The sequence below is a fragment of the Psychrobacter celer genome (assembly GCF_016107555.1).
Lineage (GTDB): Bacteria > Pseudomonadota > Gammaproteobacteria > Pseudomonadales > Moraxellaceae > Psychrobacter > Psychrobacter celer.
On sequence record NZ_JABASU010000012.1, the window covers coordinates 1 to 25,610 of the forward strand.

A 25,610-nucleotide genomic window follows, 5' to 3' on the forward strand; every position below is an offset into this window, starting at 1 on the left:
AGAGTAAGGCGTTGCTTATTTTTTTCAATGGTTCCTCAATTCTATACAGCCCCTAATAACACTTTTCTTTATTTCTTCACGATGAACTTTAGGGTCAATACCTTTGCTTAGTAGGTCTTCATATTCACGCCAAACTTCACAGGCACGAGCATACGAGATACTTGGATATATACCGATGGAAATAATACTTTGCTTAGGATTTGAAGGCGGGTAATAGCGATACATCCATGACTTAGTCTCAGTAGGACGTACCATTAAGAATAGTTTGGGGTGGTTTTTGACAGGAACGAAGTACTTCTTATCTTCAGGCTTATGGCTGCTGATACTTCGGTCTGAACTGATCGCTTTTCTTTCCATACCCTAGATCTCCATGAGTAGACTCAAAACTCGGTATACTTGACAGTATACTCAAAGTGCATGGATTGGGATAGATATTAAAAGACAGTATAGGACGTCAAATACAGCAAAGCCCCTGATATCAGGGGCTTTGGCTACTCTATAAGATAGTATAGAACTATGTAATGGTACCCGGAGCCGGAACAGTTTTTATTAGTTAAGTATTTGATTTTACTAGACAATAAGTATTGTATAATTTTTGGTGTACATAATAGTGTACAAAGAATGCAAGCTTTATATTCCAGTTATGTAAGCTGATTAATCAGTACTATCATATGCTTCATCGATTAGATTCTGAAGATATTCTTTGCTGCTTACTCCATACTCGCTAGCTAATTTTTTAAGCTTATTTATATGACGTCTGGTTAAAAAGTGCTCTTGAGCTGTCTCGGCATCTTTTTTGTCGCGGAACTTCTTTTGGCTCCACGCATTACGCATTTTTCTAATAATTTCCTTTTTATACAAGCTCATTCCTTCAGAATTACGAACCACTCTGCGCTCAACTCTAACCGCATTATCTATAACATCTAAAGAAGCACATATTTGATCATATAGATCACTTAAGGTTTCTGCTGAGAAAAGCTCTGGTTGTAAAAGCAGACCTTGTAAACATAAATATTCTTGTGCCCATAAAAGCTGCTGCTCATCTTTCTGATCAAGCCATTCAAGTTGTTTGAATGGGGTTTGATACTGATAGTAATATTTCTTAGCTTGATTAATATACCTAGTTTTATTTTCAAGATCGTTTCTATTTCTGCTAGTGCTTATTACTTCACCAAAGTCTTCGAGGCTCCTAGTTCGCCGTTCTGACTCTTTTCTTAATGGCAAGTTAAGGTTGATTCTTTTATTGTTATAGTTAGGTACTTCAATCCGAAGCCTTTTTCTTCTAGGTCCTCGCACTTCATCAGTTCTTGTTCTACTTATACGGTTTTGAACTCTACTATCTCCTGATCTACTTTGTCGTAACAAACTATCATCTCTTTCAAGCCTTCTATTAACACGACGATTTTGAGTAGAATCTTCCAAATGTAAGTTATTTCTCATAAGGTTTTTAGATCTGAACTGAATAATGGAGCAAGTGTCTAATTGCTTAATACAATCTTCACTGTATGAAGTTGAGATGATATCTTCGAATAGCACATTATAATCAGTGTCTGAATGAAAACTGCTTATGTAGTTATCGAACCACAGGGTAGCTCTTAAACTTTTAGTTATCCAGCTAATTATTTCATCTGCTACTACCTTAGCATACGCTAAGTCTACGTAGTAATTAATGTCATCAATGCCTAAATGGCATATTTGTTTGTTTATTATATCTAAAGATTGGTATGGACTTATCCAGCTATAATCCTTCGATATCTCGCTCAGTAACACATATAGTTCTCTCTGGGATAGTTTTTTTATTTGCTTTGAAATGTACTCTTTACTATCTTCGTTACTCAATAGTTTGTCGTCTTTATTTTCCATAAATAACCTATATAAGTGATTAGTTTAGTAATATGAGGGTAATATTAAAATACCGTTTCAATATATTATTGGTACTTTTTTTATCATAATACAGTAATAATTTAGTAATAGATTTTGTATTTTATTACTGATATTACTGGGATACAAGAGCTCTAACCCTACTTATTCGTAGATCACTGTAGACCTACCCTTCAGACATTATATAATTTATCAGTGTTTTTAAATTGGGCGCCCCCTGAACTACGTACGTTAGAAAGTACTTTCTTAATAGACTGTTTTATATCGTTGATTCTAAATCAGCTGTTGCCTACGATGATAAGCTATAGACAAACATCAATCGTTAATGAACTATTATGGAAAAAATCTTAACAATAGCATTTCAAGATATTTAAAAATGACATCAATATCTAGTAGATTGCCGATGAGCCCTTATCAGCTAACTCCATTCACTCAAAAAATATCAATATGACCCAAGATTCCTACAATTGAGGATAATGTAACGCCGATATCTCCGCAGTATTGCTAAGTGCCACTAACCGGTTATTGATATTATTATATAGCGCAGCGTTACCAAACTGACTATCTCCTCACTAACCACCAGTAGTCAGAATAAAAAAATATGATGTAGCTCTACTATGTGCAAGACAAACCACATAGGAGAAATACCATGGAAAACACCAACCTCAATCAAAGTAACTTATTAACTAAAGTTCACCAACTGGTAATCGATATCATTTCTAATGAATTGAGATTTGACCTGATAATAGATGAGCTGAACGATTTGTATCATCCGTTCATGTATTACTATGAGGGTGACAATGGATTGATTTACTCGGTGCCCATTGAAGCTTTCTTTCGCAGTACGCAATATATCGTTGGTGATCAATATCCAGAAGATGTCATTTGGGATTACGATAAAACACAGCGTCTTATTAAAACACTGTCATACTATAAAAAAGATATTAAGCGTGAACGTAGTGTGTTTAGTTATCAGGAGTCTAAAAATAAGAGGACACTCGAAAAATATGTACGCCATCTGATTCATCATTACAAAAGACTGCTCTTTGTACGTATCGACCTAAAGTACGCCAAAGAAACAAGCCACCTTGTTAGCATTGAAGACTTTTATCATCACATGAGCAAATTCCGAGATCTTATCGGTAATGAGGAAACGTGCTTTGAAGATTTGCAGGGCTACGCTTGGGCTTTAGAGCATGGTGGCATCGAGGGCGGATTACATTGTCATTTGTTGCTGATATATGACGGTAATAAGAGACAAAATGATTGGTATATCGCAAAAGAGGTTGGTGAAAAGTGGAAGGTCATTACTGGTGGTCTAGGCGAGTGCTATAACTACCACAATAAAAAGACTAAGCAGGGGTATGAGCGAAACGGTAAATTAGGTATCGGCATGATTCATCAGGATAACGAACAGGAAGTTAACAACGCTCTTAGAACGTCGTGTTACCTGACGCAACCAAGCAAGTATGACCAAAAATTAAAAGTATGGCTCCCAAACATGAACACCTTTGCACATGGTCGATACCGCACATCCGACCGCCGAGGACTATAACCCATATCAAAATAATCTCAGATATATACTATTACCATGAGAGTACGTACAGCCTGTTTGTGTGTACGTGACTTCAGCCAATAAGGTCTGCTTTTTAGCAGGCCTTTTTTATGCGCAAAATTTAGGAGTATATATGAAAACCCTATGTCCTAGCTGTCAGTCATCTTTGGTCTACGAGATGACTGATGGTAGTCAAATCAATCTTATTGATCAGCTGTTATCCCCTGCGGTATTAGTCAGCCTTGGCGTTAGTCTTTGCAAAACACTTAAAGTACATCCTGCTATCGGTGTGGTTGCAGGAACAACGGTAGCAGCGCTTATTGAGGTTACTCAGTCTCATCAAGCGCTGCCAATGCTGGTCAATAAACAATATCGCTGTGATGACTGCTCCCATGTCTTCACCACCTTTCACTCATTCACTTAAACTCAATTTAATCATAATACAAAAGGAAAATTATCATGGCACATTTAATCGAGAGTATGGCATACGTTGGCGACACCCCTTGGCATGGCCTTGGCAGTGAGCTATCCCCTAAGCAGCCGCTTGAGGTCTGGGCGCGTGAGGCAGGTATGGACTGGTGTATTGAATCCTCCGATGTCAGCTATATGGCAAACAATAACAAAGGGCAAAGCCTGATCATGCCCTTTGACAGCAATAAAGTGCTGTATCGCTCTGATACGCTTGAGCCCTTATCAGTCGTCAGTCAGCGTTATCAAGAAGTACAGCCGAGTGAGATTCTAGAGTTCTATCGGGATCTGACCGAGCAAGCAGACTTTGAGTTAGAAACTGCAGGGGTGTTAAAGGGTGGCCGTAAGATGTGGGCACTGGCTCGTACAGGTCAATCAGCGTCTTTACGTGGCGGTGATGTCAGTCACGGCTATTTGCTACTGGCAACCGCTTGTGATGGCACGCTTGCAACCACCGCTCAATTCACCAATATCCGTGTGGTATGTAATAACACCTTAGCTATCAGCTTAGCGGATGGTAGTGGCGGCGTGGTGAAAGTACCACACAGCACCACCTTTGATGCCGACAAGGTCAAGCGGCAACTGGGCGTGTCTGTCAGCCAGTGGGATGACTTTAACTATGAGATGAAGCAATTAACCAATCGACGAGTGACCCAAGCAGAAGCGGCTAACTACTTAAACCGTGTGTTTAACGATGTCAAAGATGATGGCTTGATTCTGTTTAACACCGCTAAGAAGGAGAAAGAAGCCGTTCCTAATGCTCGTGCCATGAATCAGGTGATGAGTATGTTTAACGGTCAAGGTCGTGGTGCTGATCTGGCCTCTGCTAAAGACACCGCTTATGGCTTATTGTCTGCCATGACAGAATTTGTCGATCATGAACGCCGTGCCATGTCGAGAGACCATCGTCTTGATTCTGCGTGGTTTGGTGCTGGGGCGAAGCTAAAGGATAAAAGCTTAGAGCAAGCGCTATTGATGATCGCCTAAATCAGCGTATGACACCTAATGATTAAACCACGCTCAAGGGCGTGGTTTTTTTATGCCGATTATTTAACCAATTATTAATTTATCAAAAGGATACCATCATGGAAACTATCGCTTTACACAACACCAATCGCACTCCGTTAAGACTTAAACGCTCAACTGTTACGGTGAAGCCAACAGCAACACCACTAAAGAAAGGTAGGGCTATTATCGATAAAACCAATCGATCTAAGCCTTCAACCACGGCTAAGCGTCTGATCAATACCAAAGACTTAAGCCGTGAAGAGTGGTTAGCCGTTCGCAAACAAGGCATAGGCAGCTCTGATGCTGCGGCTGCTTGTGGTATTCACCCTTTTTTATCCATGCTTGAATTATGGATGATCAAGACGGGACGTATGACATCAGATCTTGATGAGAGTAGTGATAATAGTATCGAAGGCTATTCGCCGCTTTATTGGGGCAATACCTTAGAGCCTATGGTGGCTAAGTACTACCAAGAACACACAGGCAATAAGGTACGGCGAGTAAACGCCGTCTTGCAGCATCCTGACCCTGATAATCATTTTATGCTTGCCAATCTTGACTATGCGGTAACAGGTAGTGATGAAGTGCAGATACTAGAGTGTAAAACCACTGGTGAGCATGGCGCGAAATTATGGCGAGATGGCGTACCGCTATACGTGACATGCCAAGTACAGCATCAACTGGCAGTAACAGGTAAAGCTGCTGCGCATATCTGTGTGCTGCTGTGTGGACACGAGGCTAAGATTTATAAAGTTGAGCGTGATGAGCGTTTGATTGCATCAATTATCGAGCATGAGCGTTTGTTCTGGCAGTACGTGGAGACGGACACACCACCCACGCCTGATCATAGCGAGTCAGCCGCGAAAGCCTTAAAGCTGCTTTATCCTGAGCCTGTTCCTGCAAGTAAGGTTGATCTACGTGAAGACAAGGGAGCCAATGAGTTGTTTGAGCAATTGCTAAGCTATCGCGACTATATGGATGAGCTAAAAGAGCGTCATGATACCGTCAAGCATCAGCTGCAAAGCTTGATTAAAGATCATGAAGTGGCGGTCTTCTCTAGCGGTGCGATCTCATGGAAGCGTAGTAAGGATAGCGTGAGCTTAGACAGCAAGGCCGTTATTAAGGCCTATCCTGAGCTGATAGATAAGTTTAGTAAAACCCGTCAAGGCAGTCGCCGCTTTGTGGTGTTAAATGATTAAGCCATTTTCTAAAGATTAGGTTTAAAAGCCATAAATTACACACCCAAGCAAACCCATAAGCTCAGCGTTCATCGCTGGGCTTTTTTTAAGTCTTATTCATTTATTAAACAAACAAGGAATACCATTATGATTAAAGGTCTAACCATAACTCCGCCCGTACTCGGTCGTATCAGCATTGGACGCGTCATCAATAAAGATGGCAAGCGTCTCCCTGCTAAAGACGATCAATTCACTATTACCAGCCAAGTGCAGAATAAAGACGGCTGGGTCAATCATCCAATCGATGCCAAGCTGCGTAAAGGTAATGACAGTAAGCTACGGCAAATACCTGTACGTATGCTGTTCAATGATCCTGATTTAAACTTGCGCGCTCAGTACACGCTATTTGATCGGCAAACCGGACGCCCGTTATGCGTGGGTGACGGTGAGCAATGCCAGCGCCGTACCAATAATGGCATGGAGCAACTGCCGTGCCCATCCCCTGATCGTTGTCCACTCGCGCAAGGCGGCGCGTGTAAGCCTTATGGCAGACTGTACGTTAATCTATCTGAGGACGATGAGCTGGGTACTTTTATCTTTCGCACCACAGGCTTTAATAGTATTCGTACGCTTGCGGCAAGACTGCGCTACTTTGCCGCAGTGTCCGGTAACAAGCTATCATGTCTACCGCTACAGCTCACATTGAGAGGTAAGAGCACTACTCAAAGCTATCGCACGCCGATTTACTTCGTAGATCTCACGCTACGTGATGAAGTGACACTCAAAGACGCGGTACAGCAAGCGAAGGCGATTGATCATGAGCTGAGCGAACACGGCTTTGATCAAAGTGCGTTAGAGCAAGCGGCTAAACAGGGTTACGCCAATTCATGCTTTGAGGTCGATGATGAAGCAAGTGAGCTGATGGAAGAGCTTTATCCAGATGAAGCCGGTCTCACGAGTCAGCCGCAAGTTCAGAAACAAAAACAAGTGCCCAATGGCTTAGATACCCACAACGTGACCAGCATTGAGCAAAGACTACGAGAGAGCGTGACGACTGTAAGCTAGCACACCGCAAGTACACGGCATAAAAGGGAGCTGATCTGTCAGCTCCTTTTTTTTATGGGTTTCACTAACGCTTACGGATGCTATGGGATGGCATAAAAAAATATGGGACTCGGTAAGTATATGAGAGATACCGCTCTCATTCACTTACGAAGGAGATAATCATGGAAAACCTAAATTCAGCACAACCAGTCATTGAACAATGCAATCATATTCCGCAGCTGCTTAGCATCAAGGATGTGATTCATTACACAGGGCTTAGTCGCTCAACGATTTATGAGATGATCAATGAAGCGTCTGACCGCTACGACCCTACTTTCCCAAAAAAGGTACAAGTTACTCAGTCTAGGGTAGTGTGGGTAGCAAGTGAGATCGCGGAGTGGATTGAGAGCAAAATAGCTGCTCGTGCTAATTGATACTAATATAAAAATAAGTCACTTAATGTGACTTATTTTTTTCTATCTGTTGTTTTTTTGTCGTTATTATGAAATATTGTGCAGCAGTTCAAACTTTTGTCGGAATGAATTTTTTAAATAATATTATTGTAAGGCTACATTGATGAAACCAAATCTTAATAAAGCTAGTGATGAAAAATCTGTAGATAGTCGAGTGGCAAGTAGGGATAAATATGTATGGTTTTTAGCAAAACTTTATCCTGCCTTAATATTCGTAATTGTGTTTATATTAGCGCATAGCTCGCATGTTGAGCTTTCACTAATTTTTGCGCTTTATCTTATACCTTCGATAGCTGTATGTTATTTTGATAGACAATACCTTATAGATAATAACCTTCATAAACCAAAGCACTGGTATATTTATATACCGCCTCTTTACTTATGGGATAGCTCAAGAAGAGTGCCCGGTCGTAAAAGTTATGCAACGGACTGGATCATTAGTGTGATCACTCTTTTACTGATAATAAACTTTCTTGTCTACGGATCTGAAAGGAGAGTAAATGACAGCTACTGTAATGTAGTGACAGATATTATCGCTGAAAACATATCATCATCTGCCGCCACATGCGTTAAAGTAAATATTGATCATAAAGTAACTGATGAGCTTTATGCTGCTACTGCAATACTTAGTAATGGTAAAAAGATTGACATCACTATCACCGACCAAGGAGATAATTATTACATAGAGGTCGTTGATAATATTTTTTCTTTTGCAAATCAAGCGACAGCTACGTCACAATCAGAGCCTATTGAAACTTGGCAGCCTAGTAGAAAAATTCCGAGTGCTGATGAGTTGTATGGTCGAAATCAGGATGATGGAGAGAATGTCCGTAGTGATAATAGAAGTAGCTGGCTTTACGAAGATGGCGATATTGAATTGGCTGAAGGTGTGAAAGAACTCAATAATTCCGATGTTAATTATAATGTTCCAACTAACCCTAACACTCTTCCGGGTGAAGAGTATTATGAAGGTGAAGACAGTGGTGTGGTTGAAGGAATGGGTCATGATTATAGTGACCCTTATTATACGGACAGATAGTTTTAGAACGTCACCTAGGGCGTGTCATCAATTAGATTATGAGGGTAAAAATGAGATATATTTTTGCCAATCAAGATAAATTTTGCAGAGAATATGAACATATTTTCTATAAATTTATAAAGAGTGGCGCAAATATAGCCATTTTTAACCCATAAGAATATAAATGTTTTAATTGATGACACGCCCTAGTTCTTTTATAGTATTAGTTAGTGCAGATAAAGTATATAGGTAGTGTTTATGCCAGTTCCGAGTCAAAAAATTATTTTTTCTCATTCAATGGTATTAATAAACAAAAATCCCTCAATTTAAGTGTTTCTATTTAACTTCTGTTTAGTTATTATATGTAATTTAATATGAGGGTTTTTAAATGAATGGCAAAATAATTAACTTTGATGATTATAAAAATACGGGAATAATTATAGCCGATGATGGTGTGCAGTATTCTTTCGATGGCAAGGATTGGATAGAGAGGTATGCTCCCAAAGCAGGTGATAATGTAGATTTCATGTTCAATGGCACGGGTAGTATCAATCGAATATCTTATCAATCCAGCCAGTCTCAGGCTTCTACTCCTCCATCATTACTTAAAGAACCTCAAAACCAAAATATATCAACTACACCAGAACTTGAAGATTACGGTCGTCCTGATAATAGTCAGTATGATGAGAATATCGGAAGCTTATACCTAGCAGAAAGTAACTATGGAATAGTAGATTGGACAAAAAAAGTGTTCAGTAATTATGCGACTTTTACAGGCCGTGCTAGACGAAAAGAGTATTGGCTGTTTTATCTAGCAACCATTATTCTATCTGTAGTCTTTGGATTTATGGAAGGTTTTTTTGGAGGGCTTTTGGGTATAGGAATAGGAGATGAGGCTATATCACCATTAATTTTGGCTTTAGTATTCTTTATTCCTACTATAGCCGTAGCTACAAGACGTCTGCATGATACTGGACGGTCTGGTTGGTGGCAGCTACTATGGTTTATTCCGATTATTGGTTGGATTGTTCTTGTCGTCTTTTTGGCTCAGCAAACATCACCACAAAATAATCAGTGGGGATTACCAGCGAAGCGTGTTTAATAGCCAGTGTGGTCAAAATAATTTTGTGCACCTATCAATGTTACCAGTGTGGAGTAATCAATGTACGGTATCCCTGTCAGTAGAAATTATATAGAAGCGCAATATTTAATCGGAGTAGATTACCTACTAGGTAATAAAGTAGCTCAAGACTATACACAAGCTTTGGAATGGTTTCAAAAGTCAGCGAGTGAAGACTATGCGCCAGCTCAAGATGTTATAGGGTGTATGTACAGCTACGGTTTTGGTGTTGATCAAGATTATGTTAAGGCATTTGAATGGTGTTTGAAGGCTGCCGAACAGGACTACGATATTGCTCAAAACAATGTTGCTTATCTTTATAAAGAGGGCTTTGGTGTATTGCAGGATAATAGTAAAGCTTTTGAATGGTATCAAAAAGCATCTGAACAAGATAATGCAGACGCTCATTACGAGCTGGGTAATTTTTATAGCGAAGGCATAGGAGTTGAAATAGATAAAGACAAAGCTAATTATTACTATCATAAAGCAGCATGTAAGGGGCATTTAGAAGCAGAGCAGTGTTTGCAGAAAAATAATGAGCTGCCTCAAGAAGATAAGAACTCTAATAAGAAAGTGGTAGAGGAAGCTGATAATCATATTGAAAGCATAGACTTTGAAAGTGATGGGAGTATTTCATTTAAAACGTTCTTTGATAATTATTTCCGTGATGAGTCAAAAATGTTGCCGCAAAATCCAGGCGGAGGTGTTTGGTTTTATGAAAGTATGGATTTTGACGAAAGTTCCAAATTTTATGATAAAGCAAGTGCTGTCAGAGAGAAAAATGACTATATGATTGACACTACGTATGCAGACTTTATCATCGACACAAGCTTTACTAGAAATTTTGGTGTTGGTCTCTTCTTACATGTACATCAAAATAGTTATCAATTTCATTTAAAAAATGATACTAAAGACTGGGAGATATTGAACGATATCGAAGAAGCCTACTACAGCGAAAGTGATAAAGCTCTGTATATAGAGGATTATAAAATAAATCTGATAGGAGATGTCGCTCGTTTTTATGGTAAAAGGCTTGTAGAGTGTATCAATGCATATTTAAATCAAAACGAACTTGATAAAATCGATGAAGAAATAGTGTCTAATTCAGAGCTTGTGACAGATGCGCTGGATAATATTGATGACAGACTCACTGAAATTAACCAAAAGCTTAATGATCTACGTGAAGATAGCGCAGCTTAGAGTACATTAATCATGAAGTTTCCTTGCAATCAATGTGGTTGGTGCTGTCAAAATCTTGATAAAAATGAAATATATGCAGCTTTAGATAGAGGTGATGGCACATGTGAATGGTTCGATATAGATAGTAAAAGTTGCACTATTTATGAGTCAAGGCCGCTTATATGCAATATTGAAGCAATGCATCAGGCTTATTTCTCTACTATCCCTTACGATGAATATATAGCGCTGAATATAGAGGTTTGCCAATCGATTCAAGTTAAGCATCGACTGCCAATAATTCAGATATAACCAACAAAGGACTTTGCTATGCCCATCCCTCTAATCATAGGTGCAGGCGCACTAGCTGCATCAGGCTTTGGAATCACCAAAGGCGCTAAAGGCGTATCTCAATTATCTGACGCTAGCGCCACTATTGAAAGAGCGCAAAGAAGGCTAGATAAAAAGCGTAAAGCACTAAGTAACCTTCGGATAGATACTAACGATGAGCTTAGAAATTTAGGACAGCTAAAAGTTGATATTTTTAACAATCAAATTAAGCATATTATAGACACTATTAAAAAGATAAAAGATGCGGGCTCTAAACTTGAAAATTTTAGTCAGACGATTACAGAGCAAGACTATATTGACATACAGCAAAAGGTAACCGCTTCACTTGAGTTAGAAAACGGTCTTTTAACAGGTGCGGCAGCAGGTGTCCTTACGGGTATAGGCGCTTACGGGTCTGTTGGCTTACTTGCTTCGGCTTCAACAGGCACAGCAATTTCAGCATTATCAGGAGCAGCTGCCAAAAGCGCTACGCTTGCATGGCTTGGTGGCGGATCTTTAGCAGCAGGGGGATTCGGTATGGCAGGCGGTACTTTGGTACTAGGAGGTATAGTTGCCGCTCCCGCATTAGCTATAACCGGTCTACATCTTGCTGGTAAAGGTGAGAAGGCGTTAACCCAAGCGCGCGATGCGAAACTTAGAAGCAATTGTAATATAGCCGCGATTGAATTAATGGAAGTAGGCGTCAAAGCTGTGATGACTAATGCTTTAGAAGTTCAGATGGTACTACTCGAAACGGTTAAACGTTTTGAGAAAATTAAGGTATATGATAATTCAGATCCAGTAGCATTCCAGACAATGCTTGCTTTAGGTAAGTCACTGAAAAATATTTTAGATCAGCCTCTTTTAAATAATGAAGGCGAAGCAGTACAAAATATTCGCTACAAGTGTGAAGGCTATCTTGAAATCTAATAAGGAATATAAACATTATGAAAGACGTGATTACAGCAAGCTCTAAGAAAGCTATTAAGACGGTAAGTTCCAAAAACCCAGCTTCTAGCGCTTATCAAGGATTTGAGATGCTAGTCAAAGCTTACGCAGATTATAAAACTATTTGTCAGACTGAATATACAAAACGTGAAGCGATAGCTGCATGGGAAAATGTACATCTTACTAAGTCCAATAACCAAAGAGAGTTTCTAGAGTCTTATCTAAAAGAACGCTTCGCAGAACGTCGTCATGTGATAGATGAGATGTTCGTAAGGCTTGATCAGGGGATTGAAAATGATAATCCTGAGTTGATCACGATGGCTATGAGCGCGATAGAAAACACGGTTAAATCTTCACCACTTCAAGAAGCCGGTCAGGTATTAATGGCGATGAATGACCCAAACATCGACAAAATTGAGTTTTAAAAGTAATAAATACTTGAGTCGATTTAGTGCTATAAGTCTATATTACTAAAATAAAAACTAATTTACTTAACTCTAGCGAGCAGGGCGGTTTATTTCTTGCCTAACAATGAGCGCAGCTGTTTAATCGTGGCATGAATGCTTTGATCGAGTACAGGTTTTGCAAATAAAGGCTCATAGCTCTTTGGTAGGGCAGGATTATCAGACAATTGTGGATGTAAGGCACTTTTGCATTTTTGCGCAGTATGGGGAGTGTTTTGACCTAGCACGCTCAGCAACATACCTTCTAAGCATAACGGGTTTGAATATAGGATGGTAATGCCTGAATCTTTAGCGGCTTTAATATCTTGTTGCTTAACAGGGACATCGCTATCCATCAAGATGAACTTTTGGTCGTAACCAACATGACGGCTTTTTTTGACGGTGTCTTTAATGATATCGTGCGGAGATCCACCACTTGAAAAGTCTAAAGTGATTTTACTACCAGAGTGCCTTTCATGATAGATACCTTTCATATGACTTAAAAATGCTTTGTCATGCTCACCTTCACCCATAACCAGTAGAGTGGTTTTGTTGACTGACCGAGGTTTACGCTTTGCCATAACCCAACCCCCTTATAGATTTGGTATCGCGTCAAACGCGCCAGCCATATACTTGGCATAAAGGTTATCGTCATTACGCACGCCTTCCATCTCATCTAATCGCCAAGCTTCTGAAGCCTGCTCATATTTTTCCACTAAATAAACTTGATGCTTATTTAACAAATTAAACACCTCTGGGGTATGGCAACTAAAAATAAGCTGAGCATTATGAGGGTTATGATGCGATGAGCGGAATAAGTCGAATATGGCAGGCAGTAGTAGGGGATGTAAGTCGTTATCAAGCTCATCGATAATAGCTACGCCACCATTTTTAAGCACAGGTAGTATTAGGCCAAGCAAGCTATAAGCTGATTGTGTGCCATTAGACTCTTCATAAATCATAAGCTCAAATGAGTCATCACCGACTTTATGAACACCAAAGGGCAGCAGTACTTCTTGCTGCTTTCCTTCGTTGACCATCATGACGCTTTTTATATTAATCTCATCGATGCCCGTATCAAACTGACAAAGTAGCTTTTCAGCGGTTTGTTTTAAACCATCATCCTTAGCAAACAATTCAGTCATCTCAGGTATAGACTGACTAAGACTGCCAAGCCTACCTATTGAGACGACATTGGTTTTGTAGCCTTCAAACATCTCAATGATCGCTTCTGCCAGTGGTTCATCAAGCAAATTAGCATAACTGATCAAGGATGTGTTTTTTTTCACGTCATCTGCAAGTGATGGGATGACAAAACTGCGATGCTTATAAGTCATCTTATCACCGTCATAATGGCGGCTAAAAACATAGCTAAATAAGCGACTGGTCTTTTTATATAATGCTTCGTTGATCACGTGGCTTTGGCTAAGCGTTAGCTCATAGCGATATTCTTCATAGACACCATCAGCATTTTTAAGCAAAAATCCTAGCTCAAAATCAGACTCCTTATCTTTGCTCATAGCAAAGGGGCTATATGGGATATTATCTTCTGAATCAAGGCTACTAGTAGAGCCACAAATAAACCAGCGCAAAAATGATACTGCTTTAAGCAGCTGCGTCTTACCGGAGCCATTCGCACCTAAGATCGCTGTGACTTTATTGAGCCGATACTGGTCATGCGTGGTATCGATGTAAAAGTCATAGTTAGACTCAGTTGGTTGCTTACCTAGCGTAAACGATACTTCCGTTGGTTCTGGGTAAGAATAAAAATTATCGAAACGAATATAGGTAATCATAGTCAGCCGTTTTTAACGATATTTTGTGATTTATAGGCTACGATAGCATAAATAGAAGTTTAGTGCCTTTCTTATATAGCATTTATTATATTAATACAGACAGATAAAACTATCTAAATACTCAGTTAATTTTTAATGTTGTTTGTAGGTTGTATGAGCATAAAAGCTATAGTGAGCACTATATCGGCTCCGACTATTTAAGCGATATCTAGAACCATGTACAATGTCATATTTTATTACCTTATCTTAAGATAGTAATTATTATCAAAAATGCATAACCTCTGAATATAGGTCGCGCGTTTTTATAAGCAGGTAGCAACAGATGGATAGTCAAAAATACAATATGTCATTTACAGCTGGTGCGCTGCTACAGTCAGAGTCAGTGACGATAGCTAAGTTATACCTTGAGCTTGGAAGTTGGAATGAGGTAAAAGACAAAGCTATTGCCAATAATGTCCTTCAATCAAGAGCAGTCAGTACGCTAAAGCGAATAAGTTATGAGATTATATCTCGTTTGAGCACCCTTACCAGTGAGGAGCTTATATTACTTGTGAATAGTAGTCATAAAGATCAAGCTTATCTGATATGGATGGCAGTCTGTCGGCATCATAAATTTATTGCTGATTTTGCTACTGAAGTATTAAGAGAGCGTTTCATCACTTTTAAGCCAGATCTTCAGTACTCAGATTTCGATGTGTTCTTTAATCGCAAATGTGATTGGCATAGTGAGCTTGATGGTTTAAGTATAAGTACAAAGAAAAAACTCAGACAGGTGCTATTCAAAATGCTTCGAGAAGCTGACTTCTTGGACGGTAAAAATAATATACAAGCTACTATTTTAAGCCCACGTTTGTTAGACGTCATTGAGCGCAATGGTGGCAGAGATATCATGTACTTCACAGTATCTGAAAATGCGGTATAAAGGAGTGTCACCATGGCTACAAGCGATATAAATTCATGTGATAAGCAAAGTTACGATCATCTTCTCGCTGTGATTTCAAGCGAACGCTTTCTTAAAATGCAAGGTCTAGGTAATGAAGTTCCATTCTTCATATGTCCATTCAGACCAGAAGAAGTAAATGAGATGCTACGCCTTGAAGATCAGCTCACCAAGCAGTTGAGAAATCAGGGCGTCAATGTATTAAGTATTAATCTATATGACCTATCTATAGAGCTACTCAAAGAACGTGAGATTTTTGAGCAAATATTAGAGATGGAGTCAGAAATTGCAAAAGAACAGCTCAAAGAGCTGCTTCAGGGAGTCTTAGATCCTGAGTCTCATCTGGCTCCAGCTATTGCTAAGACGTTAGGTGATACGGACTATGATGTTTTGTTTCTGTCAGGTGTTGGGGAGGTTTTTCCCTATATACGCTCACATAACGTTTTAAACAACTTGCAAAGTACCGCAAAAGATAAGCCAACGGTTATCTTTTTCCCAGGTGCCTATACTCATTCTTTAGAGTCTGGTGCATCGCTTGATTTGTTTGGTAGGTTGCACGACGACAAGTATTATCGGGCATTTAACATTTATCACTGCGAAGTATAATTATAATGAGGTAGGCATGACCGCTTTAAAAAGTATTTTCCAAAAACCAGTAAACCGCCCAATCGAAGGTGTGATCAAGGCTGATGATGAAGCTAGCCTGCGTTTAGAGTTAGAAGAATATGTATTAACTGATGAGGTTGAAGATCGTCTAATCTCTTTTTTTGACGCTTACAATGATTATCAGGTTGCAAATGGTGTTTGGCTATCTGGATTCTTCGGCTCGGGTAAGTCGCACTTATTAAAAATGTTGGCGCTGCTGCTTGAGAATAGAAAGATCGACAATGCGTCAGCGCTTGAGCTGTTTTTACCTAAATGTGATGACAATCAATTATTGAGTACTGGCCTTCAAAAGGCAGTGTCAATCCCTTCAAAAAGCATACTATTCAATATTGATCAAAAAGCGGACGTTATCAGTAAAACAGAGGTTGATGCTTTATTGTCAGTCTTTGTTAAAGTCTTCGATGAGATGTGTGGATACTACGGTAAACAAGGCTATATCGCTCAGTTTGAGCGTGATCTCGATAGTCGCGGTCTCTATGATAGCTTTAAAGAAGTTTATCAATCCATAGCAAATAAACCATGGACAACAGGGCGAGAGCAGTCATTATTTGAATCAAAAAGTATAGCCCAAGCTTATAGTCAAATTACACAAACAGACGAATCTTCAGTAACAGGGATTTTGGATAAATATCGTAGTGACTACCATGTCTCAATTGAGGATTTTGCAGCACAAGTTGATGACTATATTGAACGCCAAATCAAAGAGCATGGGTATGATGAGTTTAGACTGAATTTCTTTGTCGATGAGGTAGGCCAATATATTGCCGAAAACGTCAAGCTCATGACTAACTTGCAAACTATCGCTGAAAGCTTGGCGACTAAGTCTCGGGGTCGATCTTGGATTATCGTGACGGCTCAAGAGGATATGGGCACTGTCGTCGGTGAGATGGGCAAACAACAAAGTAATGACTTCTCAAAAATCCAAGCACGTTTTGCCAACCGCATGAAGCTTACCAGTGCAAACGTAGCAGAGGTCATTCAAAAGCGTCTTTTAGTCAAAACTGATGAAGGCGCTCAGCTGCTCTCTAATGTTTATGCCAATCAGTCAAATAACTTTAAAACCTTATTTGACTTTGCTGATGGCTCACAAACGTATCAAAACTTTCAGAATGAAGCACATTTCATAAACAGCTATCCTTTCATTCCTTATCAGTTTAGCTTGTTTCAGTCAGCCATCGCTGATCTGTCATCACACAATGCTTTTGAAGGTAAGCATAGCTCAGTGGGTGAGCGTTCTATGTTAGGTGTGTTTCAGCAGGTAGCGATCAAAGTAAGTGATCATGACATAGGTCAGCTAGCAACTTTTGATCTGATGTTTGAGGGTATTCGTACCGCCTTGAAGTCAAATATCCAGCGTGCAGTTATCAATGCAGAAACCCATCTAGATAATAAGTTTGCAGTGCAAGTACTAAAAGCATTATTTTTGGTCAAATATGTCGATGGCTTCAAAGCAACCATTCGTAATATCTGTGTTTTGATGCTTAGCAGTTTTGACGAGGATGTCACTGCATTGCGCCAGCGCGTAGAAGAGGCGCTCAATCTACTAGAAGATCAGACTTACGTGCAGCGTACAGGGGAGATATATGAATATCTCACTGATGAAGAAAAAGATATTGAACAAGAAATCAAGAATACAGAAGTGGAATCTGCGGATGTTGCTAATGAGCTTGAAAGTATAATTTTTGATCAAATTATAAAAACTCGAAAAATTCGCTACAGTACAGGCGGGTCAGGCAGTCAGGGGCAGGACTATGCTTTTTCAAGGAAGCTTGATGATAAGTTATATGGCCGTGAATATGAAATTGGTATCAATATTATCAGTCCATTTTATGAACACGCTGAAAATGATGAGATGATGTCTAATAAATCAAATTTCTCTAGTGATGAGTTATTTGTGGTGTTGCCAGCTGATTCGCGCTTAATGAGTGACATAACGATGTACAAGCGTACAGAGAAATATGTCAAACAACAATACTCTATTGCGCAGCAAGAAACCGTAAAACGTATCTTAAGCGAGAAAAGACAACAGAATACCAAACGTGAAGTTGAGCTGCTACAGCGAGTAAAAACTCTTATAGGACAAGCTAAGCTACTGGTAGCAGGTATAGAGATTGATATTAATACAGAGGAAGCCCAACAGCGCATTGAAAAAGGGTTTCATGAACTGGTCTCCCGAGCGTACCCTAATTTGCGTATGCTGCGTGATATGGCGTATACAGAAAATGACGTTGTCAATATTCTTGATACCTCACAACAAGACTTGCTAGGTGACGATGCTTTGGCACTAGCTGAGCCAGAGCGAGAGGTATTGGCTTTTATTCAAAGGAATACCAAATCAGCCATACGCACTACGGTAAAAGGTTTATTGACTCAGTTTGAAGCGAAGCCTTATGGGTGGTCTTATGCAGCAGTACTAGCGACATTAGCTAAGCTATGTGCAAATGGCAAGGTCGAAGTACGTATGGATGGCAATTTATTAGAGGATAGCGAGCTTGCTCGCGCTCTAGTCAATAGTAAGCAACAAAGCAATTTAGTATTAGAGCCACAAGTTGAATTTACTGCGTCACAAGTTCGTCAATTAAAAGAGTTTTATGAGGATTTTTTTGATAAGCCTCCTAGCCATACTGAAGCAAAAGCATTAGGTAATGAGACGATTGACACGTTTAAAGCAATGCTCAAAGATCTTGAAAGTTGGTTGGCAGATTCAAAAACCTATCCTTTTTTAGCCACGTTAGAACCTGCTATCGGGAGTATCAAAACGATAGTGAAGGAGCCTTACACATGGTACTTAACTGAGCTAGATCCAGATACTGAAGATGAGCTTTTGGATTTAAAAGAGCAGGTGCTAGATCCAATCCGTAGGTTTATAAATAGCCCACAAAAAGGCATCTACGATGAGGCTAAAAACTTCTTAGAAAAGCAGTCAGCGAACTTTGATTATATCGAAAGAGAACAGGTGAGAGTGCTTGAGGCCAGTCTAAACGATACCTCTATATATAAGGGCAGTAAAATCCAACAAGTGAAAGTGCTATTAGGCAGCTTGAAAGATAAGGTCGATGGGGCGCTACAGCAATACCGTAGCCAATCGATTGAAACGCTTAAACAAATGCAGTCGCGTATGCAAGAGATGGATGAGTATAAAAAGCTTCCCGATATCAGACAGGCAGAACTTGATGCCCCTTATACACAATTGATTGATAAGGTGAATGAAGAGAAGCTGATTGCCGTTATTAATGATAGATTGCGTTACTTTGAAGACAAGGGCTATGCAACGATATTGCAAAAAATGGTAGTAATGGCAACGCCTAAGCCAGCGCCAGTACCTACGAAGGTAAGCACTGACAATGGTGATAAGAGTGATAAAGACCAATCACAAGCGTCAGCGCTATCTGAACCTAAACAGGTAAGTGAGCCTGAAAATAATCTTATTAAGTTAAACGAAATCAGAATAGATTATATTCGAGCTTGGATAGAGGACGAGACCGATGTAGAGCGTTATCTAGAAGCGATGAGTGAGGCATTGCTCAGCGAAATAAGTAAAGGTAAAAGGATCTTCATCTAATGGAAACGACTAAACTCAAAAAATTTGCTCAGACAGCACGTACTACCTTGATCGAACAAGTAGCAACCAAGCTTAACTTTGTACTGGGGGAGGAGAGCCTAGCCAGACGTGAAAACCCTATTGCGGTCAAAAAGCTAGAGGATCTTATCCGTCAGCAATCTGAGCAAGAAGTCATTGAGCGTATCGCTTATATTTGGTTCAATCGATTCTGCGCATTGCGCTTTATGGATATGAACCGTTATAACAGAAGGCTTGTGGTATCTCCTGCTACAGGCGATATTCAGCCTGAAGTACTGGCGTTAGCTAAATCAGGCGATCTAGATGATAAGGTTGTACCGGAAGAAAGCCGTGAGCAGATACTTAATCTCCTAAACGGTAAAGCGCCCAGCCGTAATCCAGAAGCGGAAGTGTATCGTCTGCTGCTCGTGGCATACTGTAATCAATGGCATGAGTCTATGCCGTTCTTATTTCAGCGCATTGACGACTATACAGAATTGTTGATGCCCGATGATCTACTATCAAGCAGCTCAGTATTGGCTGATATGCGTGACGCGATGCCAGAGGAGGCGTGTGAAGACGTTGAGGTCATCGGCTGGTTATATCAGTTTTATATCTCAGATAAAAAAGACGATGTCTTTGCTGGACTTAAAAAAAATAAAAAGGTCACGCCAGAGAATATCCCAGCCGCGACCCAGCTATTCACGCCACACTGGATCGTACGCTATTTGGTAGAAAACTCGCTTGGCCGATTATGGTTATTGAATCATCCTGAGTCTAAGCTGGCTGACCATATGGAGTACTACATAAAGCCTTCTGAAGACAATGATGATACAGACTACCTAAAAGTAGCGAGTCCAAAAGATCTAAAAATATGTGATCCAGCGTGTGGCTCAGGTCATATGCTAACTTATGCCTTTGATTTGCTATACGCCATTTATGAAGAGCAAGGCTACGATGCGGTTGAGATACCGACGCTTATTCTCACTCATAACCTTTATGGTATTGAGATCGATGAGCGAGCAGGTGAGCTCGCGGCGTTTGCATTGACTATGAAAGCACGCGCGCGCCATCGTCGCTTCTTTAGTACGGGTATCCGCCCAAACATCTGTGTGCTTGAGCCAATCAGTTTTGACGATGATGAGCTAGATGAGTATATGGACTTTATCGGTCGTGATCTATTTACAGCTGACTTAGAGAAAACACTGCGCCAGTTTGATGAGGTGAGTAACTTTGGCTCTTTGATAAGACCAGTGCTTACAGATGTAACTGAGATTTTAGAGCGGTTACATGCAGCTGACGTGTCAGGGCAGCTTTTCCTAGGCGGTACTCATCAGAAAGTGCTTAAGCTGTTGAAGCAGGTAGATTATTTAAGTCCACGTTATCGTGTAGTTGTAGCTAACCCACCTTATATGGGTAGTGGGGGAATGAATCCGGAATTAGGAGCTTGGGCAAATAAAGAATATCCTAACAGTAAGTCTGACTTGTTTGCCATGTTCATCGAAAGAAGTCTTGCTTTAGTACCAAAGCAAGGTTTAGTTGCTATGATAACTATGCATAGTTGGATGTTCTTACCTTCTTATGAACAGTTACGTGAATATATTTTAGAATATAGTACGATATTATCAATGGCTCATTTAGGACCACGCGCGTTTGATAGCATTAGTGGTGAAAAGGTTCAAACCACTGCTTTTGTTTTAGAAAATCTAAATAATCAAGATTTTGAAGGAACATATCTACGCTTAGTCAGCGGTGTTTCGGAACTTGAGAAAAGAGATATGTTAATTGAATCTGTTAAAAGTTCAGGGCATGTATCAAGACATACTACTTCAGCAAAAAGCTTTCAGAAAGTAACGGGAATGCCAATTTCCTATTGGGTTAGCTCTTATGTTAGAAACTTATTTGTCACCAAGCCAAGTTTTGACAGTACATTCAAGTTCAAAGCGGGCATATCCACAGGTAAAAATGCTGAGTTTATATTATTTTGGCCTGAAGTTAGTGCCCTTTGCATGCGTATAGATCCAGCTAATCCTTATGTCTATACACCTCATAACAAAGGAGGTGAGTTTAGGAAATGGATAGGTAATTGGGATTATGTGCTTAAGTATTCAAAAAAGCATATCCAAAGTATGGAAAAAAATGCTGGGTTTAGACACGACGGTAAGGAATTCTATTTTAGGAAACATGTGGGTTGGTCAAAAATAACATCAGCTAATTCTACTTTAAGCTTTAGATACTATCCAGAAGGTTTTTCTTTTGATTCAGCTGGCTTAGCCATGTTTTCTGAGGAAGAAAATGACCTTCAGAGTGCTATGGGTTTTCTTAATTCTAAAGTATCTAACGTATTTATAAAGTCACTTAACCCCACTTTAAACGTGACACCGCAAGTATTGAAAAAGATTCCTTTTATTAAAGTAGAGAATCAAGCTGAGCAGCTTTATAAAAGGCTATATGATGTTTCTAAGCAAGACTGGGATTCATACGAAGACTCATGGGACTTTACCACTTTACCACTGCTAGATAAACAACACCGCAAGCCAGCACTTAAAGAGACTTATCAACAGCTACGCATGCATTGGCAAAAAATGACCAATAACATGCAGCGCTTAGAAGAAGAGAATAATCGCATTTTTATTGATGCTTACGGTCTTCAAGATGAGCTAACCCCAGAAGTTTCACTAAAAGAAATCACTCTAACCTGCAATCCTCATTACCGTTACGGTGATGATAAGACGGGCGATGAGCTAGAAGCCTTATTGCTAGCCGATACCATGCGTGAGCTGATCTCGTATGCCGTTGGCTGTATGTTTGGCCGCTATAGCTTAGATAAGCCTGGGCTAATACTTGCCAATCAAGGCGATACAATTAATCAGTATCTTGAACAGATACCAGAGCCAAGCTTTACCCCTGATAAAAACAACGTGATCCCTATCTTAGATGATGGCTGGTTTAGCGATGATATCGTTGAGCGCTTCCGTAAATTTATCAAGGTAGCGTTTGGTGAAGAGCAGTACGAGAGCAACATGCAATTCATCGAGCTGGCACTGGGTAAGAACGATAAACCGCGTGATATCCGTGATTACTTCTTAAAAGACTTTTATAACGATCATGTAAAGCGTTATAAAAAACGGCCTATATATTGGCTATTCTCAAGCGGTAGCTTCAATGCCCTTATTTACATGCATCGCTATCAACCTGACACAGTAAGCGTTGTGCTGAACGATTACTTGCGTGAGTTCCGCACCAAGCTCAATGCCTATAAAGATCAGCTTAACGCGATTAACATTAGCAGTGATCAAACCCAAGGCGAAAAAACCAAGGCATTAAAACAGCTCGATAAAATTACTAAAATGATTACTGAGATGGAAGAGTATGAACGCGACGTACTTTATCCGCTAGCGACCCAGCAAGTAGAGATCGACCTAGATGATGGCGTCAAGGTCAACTATCCTAAATTCGGCAAGGCACTAAAGAAAGTGACAGGACTTAGTTCATGAATGATCGTATTATAAACTCATTACAAAGGCTGTTCGAGCGTCATCGAATTGTCTTTTGGTACGACACCAAGCAAGAGCTGCGCGATGACTTTGACAGCCTAACGCTAGATGGTATCGAGAAAATAGTACTAAACAATAATGAGTTTGGCGTTAAATATAAGATATTGCGTGAGCAGCCTAACCAGAAGTTTTTACTCTATCATACTGGCGCTCAACCGGCACAGTTGGATAATTGGCTATTGGATGTACAACTGGCACACGGTGAATTCCGTACGGATCAGACCGCTATTTGGTTGTCGGAGCTGTCTTTAGGTATCGAATTTGCAGAGGTGCTAAAATATCATAAGGAGTTTTTTCAGGCCAAGAGCCGTAAAGAGGCTTTGAGTAAGCTGATAGCCCCTAATGATAGCTCGGGTACGATGCAGCTTAAAATGCTAGCAGTATGTGCTAAAAGCGAGCCTAAAATGGATTCTATTGTTGAGAGTCTATTGCAGGATTTGGCTTATGAAAAAGATGACAAGATTAAGCTGATAAGTCGGTGCGGTCTTGATGAGTTTTTTTGGGAACAGATGAGTCGCTACTATGGTTATAAGTCTGCTGAACCAAGTATTCTTGATTTTGCCATTGAGTTATTTAAGTCCAGCTATGCCATGGTAACTGGTGGTCAGGTCAAGCTGACCAGTGATGCGCTTGTATTTTTGAAGCGTTGGAAAGACAGTAAACCCCATCAAGCCAGCTTTGAGACACTATCCGATCGTTTTGCTGATTACCTTGATATAGAAAATGATTTAAACAATCGTGATTTTAAGCAGTTAATCGAAACTGATTACTTTAGATCAATCGACGAAAAAATAATCAGTGCCTTAGCTCGTGCGGTATTAGAGAGTGACTTTACCGCTGAGCAAATTGCTGTTTGGGTTCGACAACGTCGCCAGAGTCACTGGTATTCTGAATTCCAACATACTTATCAGGCACTTGATAACGCTGCACGGTTCATATCTATCTTCAACCACGTTGAGATCGATATGAATAGCCTAGATCAAGGCATAGAGCGCTATACCCAATCTTGGTATAAGCTTGATCAACTCTACCGTAAGTTTATCTACCACAAGCTTACGTCTGGAAAAGTGACACTTCTAAAAGATCTTAATGATAAGGTAGAAAATTTATACTCTAATGTCTACTTACTAGGGCTAGGGAATCGCTTTCAAGAGTTTGTTGAATCAGCACCACAATGGAATACGTCAGTCGCAGTGAGACAAGATGATTTTTTTAAGCATTGGGTTAAACCATACTTAGAGAACAATAATAAAATATACGTCATTATTTCAGATGCAATGAGATATGAGATAGCAGACGAGCTGGTCAGCTTGATTCGTCAAGAAGATCGCTACAATGCCGATCTAGAACCTATGCTATCCATGTTGCCAAGCTATACCCAACTTGGAATGGCAGCCTTGCTACCTAATGACACCTTATCCATTGCAGATAAGGAGAAGGACAAAAGCATGGTCCTTGTTAATGGGAAAAGCTCTCAAAAAACGACCTGTAGAAGTAGAATACTTAAAGCAGCATTGCAAGATCGAGGAGATGCCATTACAGCAGATGCTTTTATGCAGCTTGATAGAGAGGGTAGTCGAGAGTTGTTAAAAGCCAATGATGTTATTTATATTTATCACAATCGAATAGATCATACTGGCGATAAAATGCACTCTGAGGGAGAGGCCTTTGAAGCTGCCGAAAAAGCATTGCATGACCTGATTAAAGTGATTAAGAAACTAACCAATGCCAATGCTAATAATATATTAATCACAGCTGATCATGGATTTATTTATCAAAACCGTAAGATAGATCAGAGCGATTTTTCAGGTGCTGAAGTAAAAGGCAAAGAAATCTTATATAAAGATCGCAGATTTATACTGGGTAAAGGGTTGGAGGAGTCATCAGGGTTACACAAATTCAGCTCTGAAATGCTTGGTTTGGACGGTCAAGTAGAAGTGCAAATTCCTAAGTCTATTAACCGTTTGAGACTTAGTGGCTCAGGAAGCCGTTTTGTACATGGTGGCGCATCATTGCAAGAGGTGGTTGTCCCTGTAATTAGCATCAATAAAAGCAGACAGAGCGATACCACAGCGGTTGAAGTGGATATCTTACGCGGCGCGAACTCTTTAATTACTACAGAAGAGCTGAGCGTCAGTATGTACCAGAGCTCACCTGTAACAGAAAAGACGCTACCTCGCGTACTAAGAGTAGGTATTTATACTGAAGCAGGAGAGCTTATCTCAGACAGTTATGAGATGACTTTTGATCTACGTTCAGAAAACCCTCGGGAAAGAGAGCAGCAAGTCAGTTTGATACTGACCCGTAAAATTGATGAAGTCAATGGACAAGAAGTCATTTTAAAGCTAGAAGAAAGAGTCGGAAGCACTTCGCACTATAAAGAATACAAAACGCTTAGATACACAGTAAGGCGTTCATTCACTAGCGATTTTGATTTTTAACGCAGCCAA

21 protein-coding genes are annotated in these 25,610 nt (G+C 39.9%); 17 read left to right on the forward strand and 4 right to left on the reverse strand.

The annotated features are described in order from the left end of the window. Positions 1–24 precede the first annotated feature (24 nt). Together JFC05_RS07125 and JFC05_RS07130 are read right to left on the reverse strand one after the other, a co-directional pair. Positions 25–357 (reverse strand): Arm DNA-binding domain-containing protein, encoded by a 333-nt coding sequence (locus JFC05_RS07125; RefSeq protein WP_227697457.1) that lies wholly within the window; start codon positions 355–357, stop codon positions 25–27. Positions 358–654: 297 nt separating this feature from the next. Next, positions 655–1,863 carry a hypothetical protein gene (locus JFC05_RS07130; RefSeq protein WP_198336366.1) on the reverse strand — a complete coding sequence of 403 codons (1,209 nt, stop codon included), beginning with the start codon at positions 1,861–1,863 and terminating at the stop codon, positions 655–657. Between the two features lie 667 nt (positions 1,864–2,530). Here JFC05_RS07130 and JFC05_RS07135 point away from each other — a divergent pair. The 12 genes from JFC05_RS07135 (at position 2,531) to JFC05_RS07190 (ending at position 12,624) form a co-directional block, all read left to right on the forward strand. Continuing rightward, positions 2,531–3,436, forward strand: a complete 906-nt coding sequence (locus JFC05_RS07135; RefSeq protein ID WP_198336367.1) for a YagK/YfjJ domain-containing protein — start codon at positions 2,531–2,533, stop codon at positions 3,434–3,436. A gap of 133 nt (positions 3,437–3,569) precedes the next feature. Next, a complete protein-coding gene (locus tag JFC05_RS07140) occupies positions 3,570–3,860 on the forward strand; it encodes a hypothetical protein (RefSeq protein WP_198336368.1) in 291 nt (96 codons plus the stop codon). 35 nt (positions 3,861–3,895) lie between these two features. Then, positions 3,896–4,891 (forward strand): DUF932 domain-containing protein, encoded by a 996-nt coding sequence (locus JFC05_RS07145; protein ID WP_198336369.1) that lies wholly within the window; start codon positions 3,896–3,898, stop codon positions 4,889–4,891. A 98-nt stretch (positions 4,892–4,989) separates the two neighbouring features. Further along, a complete protein-coding gene (locus JFC05_RS07150; RefSeq protein WP_198336370.1) occupies positions 4,990–6,111 on the forward strand; it encodes a YqaJ viral recombinase family nuclease in 1,122 nt (373 codons plus the stop codon). Positions 6,112–6,237: 126 nt separating this feature from the next. Then, positions 6,238–7,155, forward strand: coding sequence for a recombination directionality factor (locus JFC05_RS07155; RefSeq protein ID WP_198336371.1), 918 nt, complete (start codon positions 6,238–6,240; stop codon positions 7,153–7,155). Positions 7,156–7,316: 161 nt separating this feature from the next. Then, positions 7,317–7,568, forward strand: coding sequence for a helix-turn-helix transcriptional regulator (locus tag JFC05_RS07160; protein ID WP_198336372.1), 252 nt, complete (start codon positions 7,317–7,319; stop codon positions 7,566–7,568). 142 nt (positions 7,569–7,710) lie between these two features. Next, on the forward strand, positions 7,711–8,646 hold the full coding sequence (locus JFC05_RS07165) for a hypothetical protein (protein WP_198336373.1): 936 nt from the start codon (positions 7,711–7,713) through the stop codon (positions 8,644–8,646). A 367-nt stretch (positions 8,647–9,013) separates the two neighbouring features. After that, the gene (locus JFC05_RS07170; protein ID WP_198336374.1) at positions 9,014–9,727 is read left to right on the forward strand and encodes a DUF805 domain-containing protein; all 714 of its coding nucleotides are present in this window, start codon (positions 9,014–9,016) and stop codon (positions 9,725–9,727) included. Between the two features lie 60 nt (positions 9,728–9,787). Then, complete coding sequence (locus JFC05_RS07175; RefSeq protein ID WP_198336375.1) at positions 9,788–10,945, forward strand: tetratricopeptide repeat protein; 1,158 nt, start codon at positions 9,788–9,790, stop codon at positions 10,943–10,945. Between the two features lie 12 nt (positions 10,946–10,957). Further along, positions 10,958–11,233: a YkgJ family cysteine cluster protein gene (locus JFC05_RS12965; protein ID WP_075101649.1), complete on the forward strand. Its 276-nt coding sequence runs from the start codon at positions 10,958–10,960 to the stop codon at positions 11,231–11,233. Between the two features lie 18 nt (positions 11,234–11,251). Then, positions 11,252–12,181 carry a hypothetical protein gene (locus JFC05_RS07185; RefSeq protein ID WP_075101648.1) on the forward strand — a complete coding sequence of 310 codons (930 nt, stop codon included), beginning with the start codon at positions 11,252–11,254 and terminating at the stop codon, positions 12,179–12,181. A gap of 17 nt (positions 12,182–12,198) precedes the next feature. Continuing rightward, positions 12,199–12,624 carry a hypothetical protein gene (locus tag JFC05_RS07190; RefSeq protein ID WP_075101647.1) on the forward strand — a complete coding sequence of 142 codons (426 nt, stop codon included), beginning with the start codon at positions 12,199–12,201 and terminating at the stop codon, positions 12,622–12,624. An 89-nt stretch (positions 12,625–12,713) separates the two neighbouring features. Here the strand turns inward: JFC05_RS07190 and JFC05_RS07195 are convergent, their stop codons facing one another. Both JFC05_RS07195 and JFC05_RS07200 read right to left on the reverse strand, forming a co-directional pair. Further along, entirely contained in the window at positions 12,714–13,223 is a 510-nt protein-coding gene (locus tag JFC05_RS07195; protein WP_109590313.1) for a hypothetical protein, read from the reverse strand. Positions 13,224–13,235: 12 nt separating this feature from the next. Then, on the reverse strand, positions 13,236–14,438 hold the full coding sequence (locus JFC05_RS07200; protein ID WP_198336376.1) for an AAA family ATPase: 1,203 nt from the start codon (positions 14,436–14,438) through the stop codon (positions 13,236–13,238). Between the two features lie 322 nt (positions 14,439–14,760). Here JFC05_RS07200 and JFC05_RS07205 point away from each other — a divergent pair, with 322 nt between their 5' ends. From JFC05_RS07205 to pglZ, 5 genes are read left to right on the forward strand one after another with little or no spacing between them, the layout of a single operon-like run. Then, positions 14,761–15,360 (forward strand): DUF1819 family protein, encoded by a 600-nt coding sequence (locus JFC05_RS07205; RefSeq protein WP_198336377.1) that lies wholly within the window; start codon positions 14,761–14,763, stop codon positions 15,358–15,360. Positions 15,361–15,372: 12 nt separating this feature from the next. Further along, complete coding sequence (locus tag JFC05_RS07210) at positions 15,373–15,984, forward strand: DUF1788 domain-containing protein (protein WP_198336378.1); 612 nt, start codon at positions 15,373–15,375, stop codon at positions 15,982–15,984. Positions 15,985–16,000: 16 nt separating this feature from the next. Then, positions 16,001–19,606, forward strand: a complete 3,606-nt coding sequence (gene brxC / locus JFC05_RS07215) for a BREX system P-loop protein BrxC (protein WP_198336379.1) — start codon at positions 16,001–16,003, stop codon at positions 19,604–19,606. Beyond that, positions 19,606–23,100 carry a BREX-1 system adenine-specific DNA-methyltransferase PglX gene (pglX, locus tag JFC05_RS07220; RefSeq protein ID WP_198336380.1) on the forward strand — a complete coding sequence of 1,165 codons (3,495 nt, stop codon included), beginning with the start codon at positions 19,606–19,608 and terminating at the stop codon, positions 23,098–23,100. The genes brxC and pglX overlap by 1 nt, the downstream gene beginning before the upstream one ends. Then, complete coding sequence (pglZ, locus tag JFC05_RS07225) at positions 23,097–25,601, forward strand: BREX-1 system phosphatase PglZ type A (RefSeq protein WP_198336381.1); 2,505 nt, start codon at positions 23,097–23,099, stop codon at positions 25,599–25,601. The genes pglX and pglZ overlap by 4 nt, the downstream gene beginning before the upstream one ends. Positions 25,602–25,610: the final 9 nt, after the last annotated feature.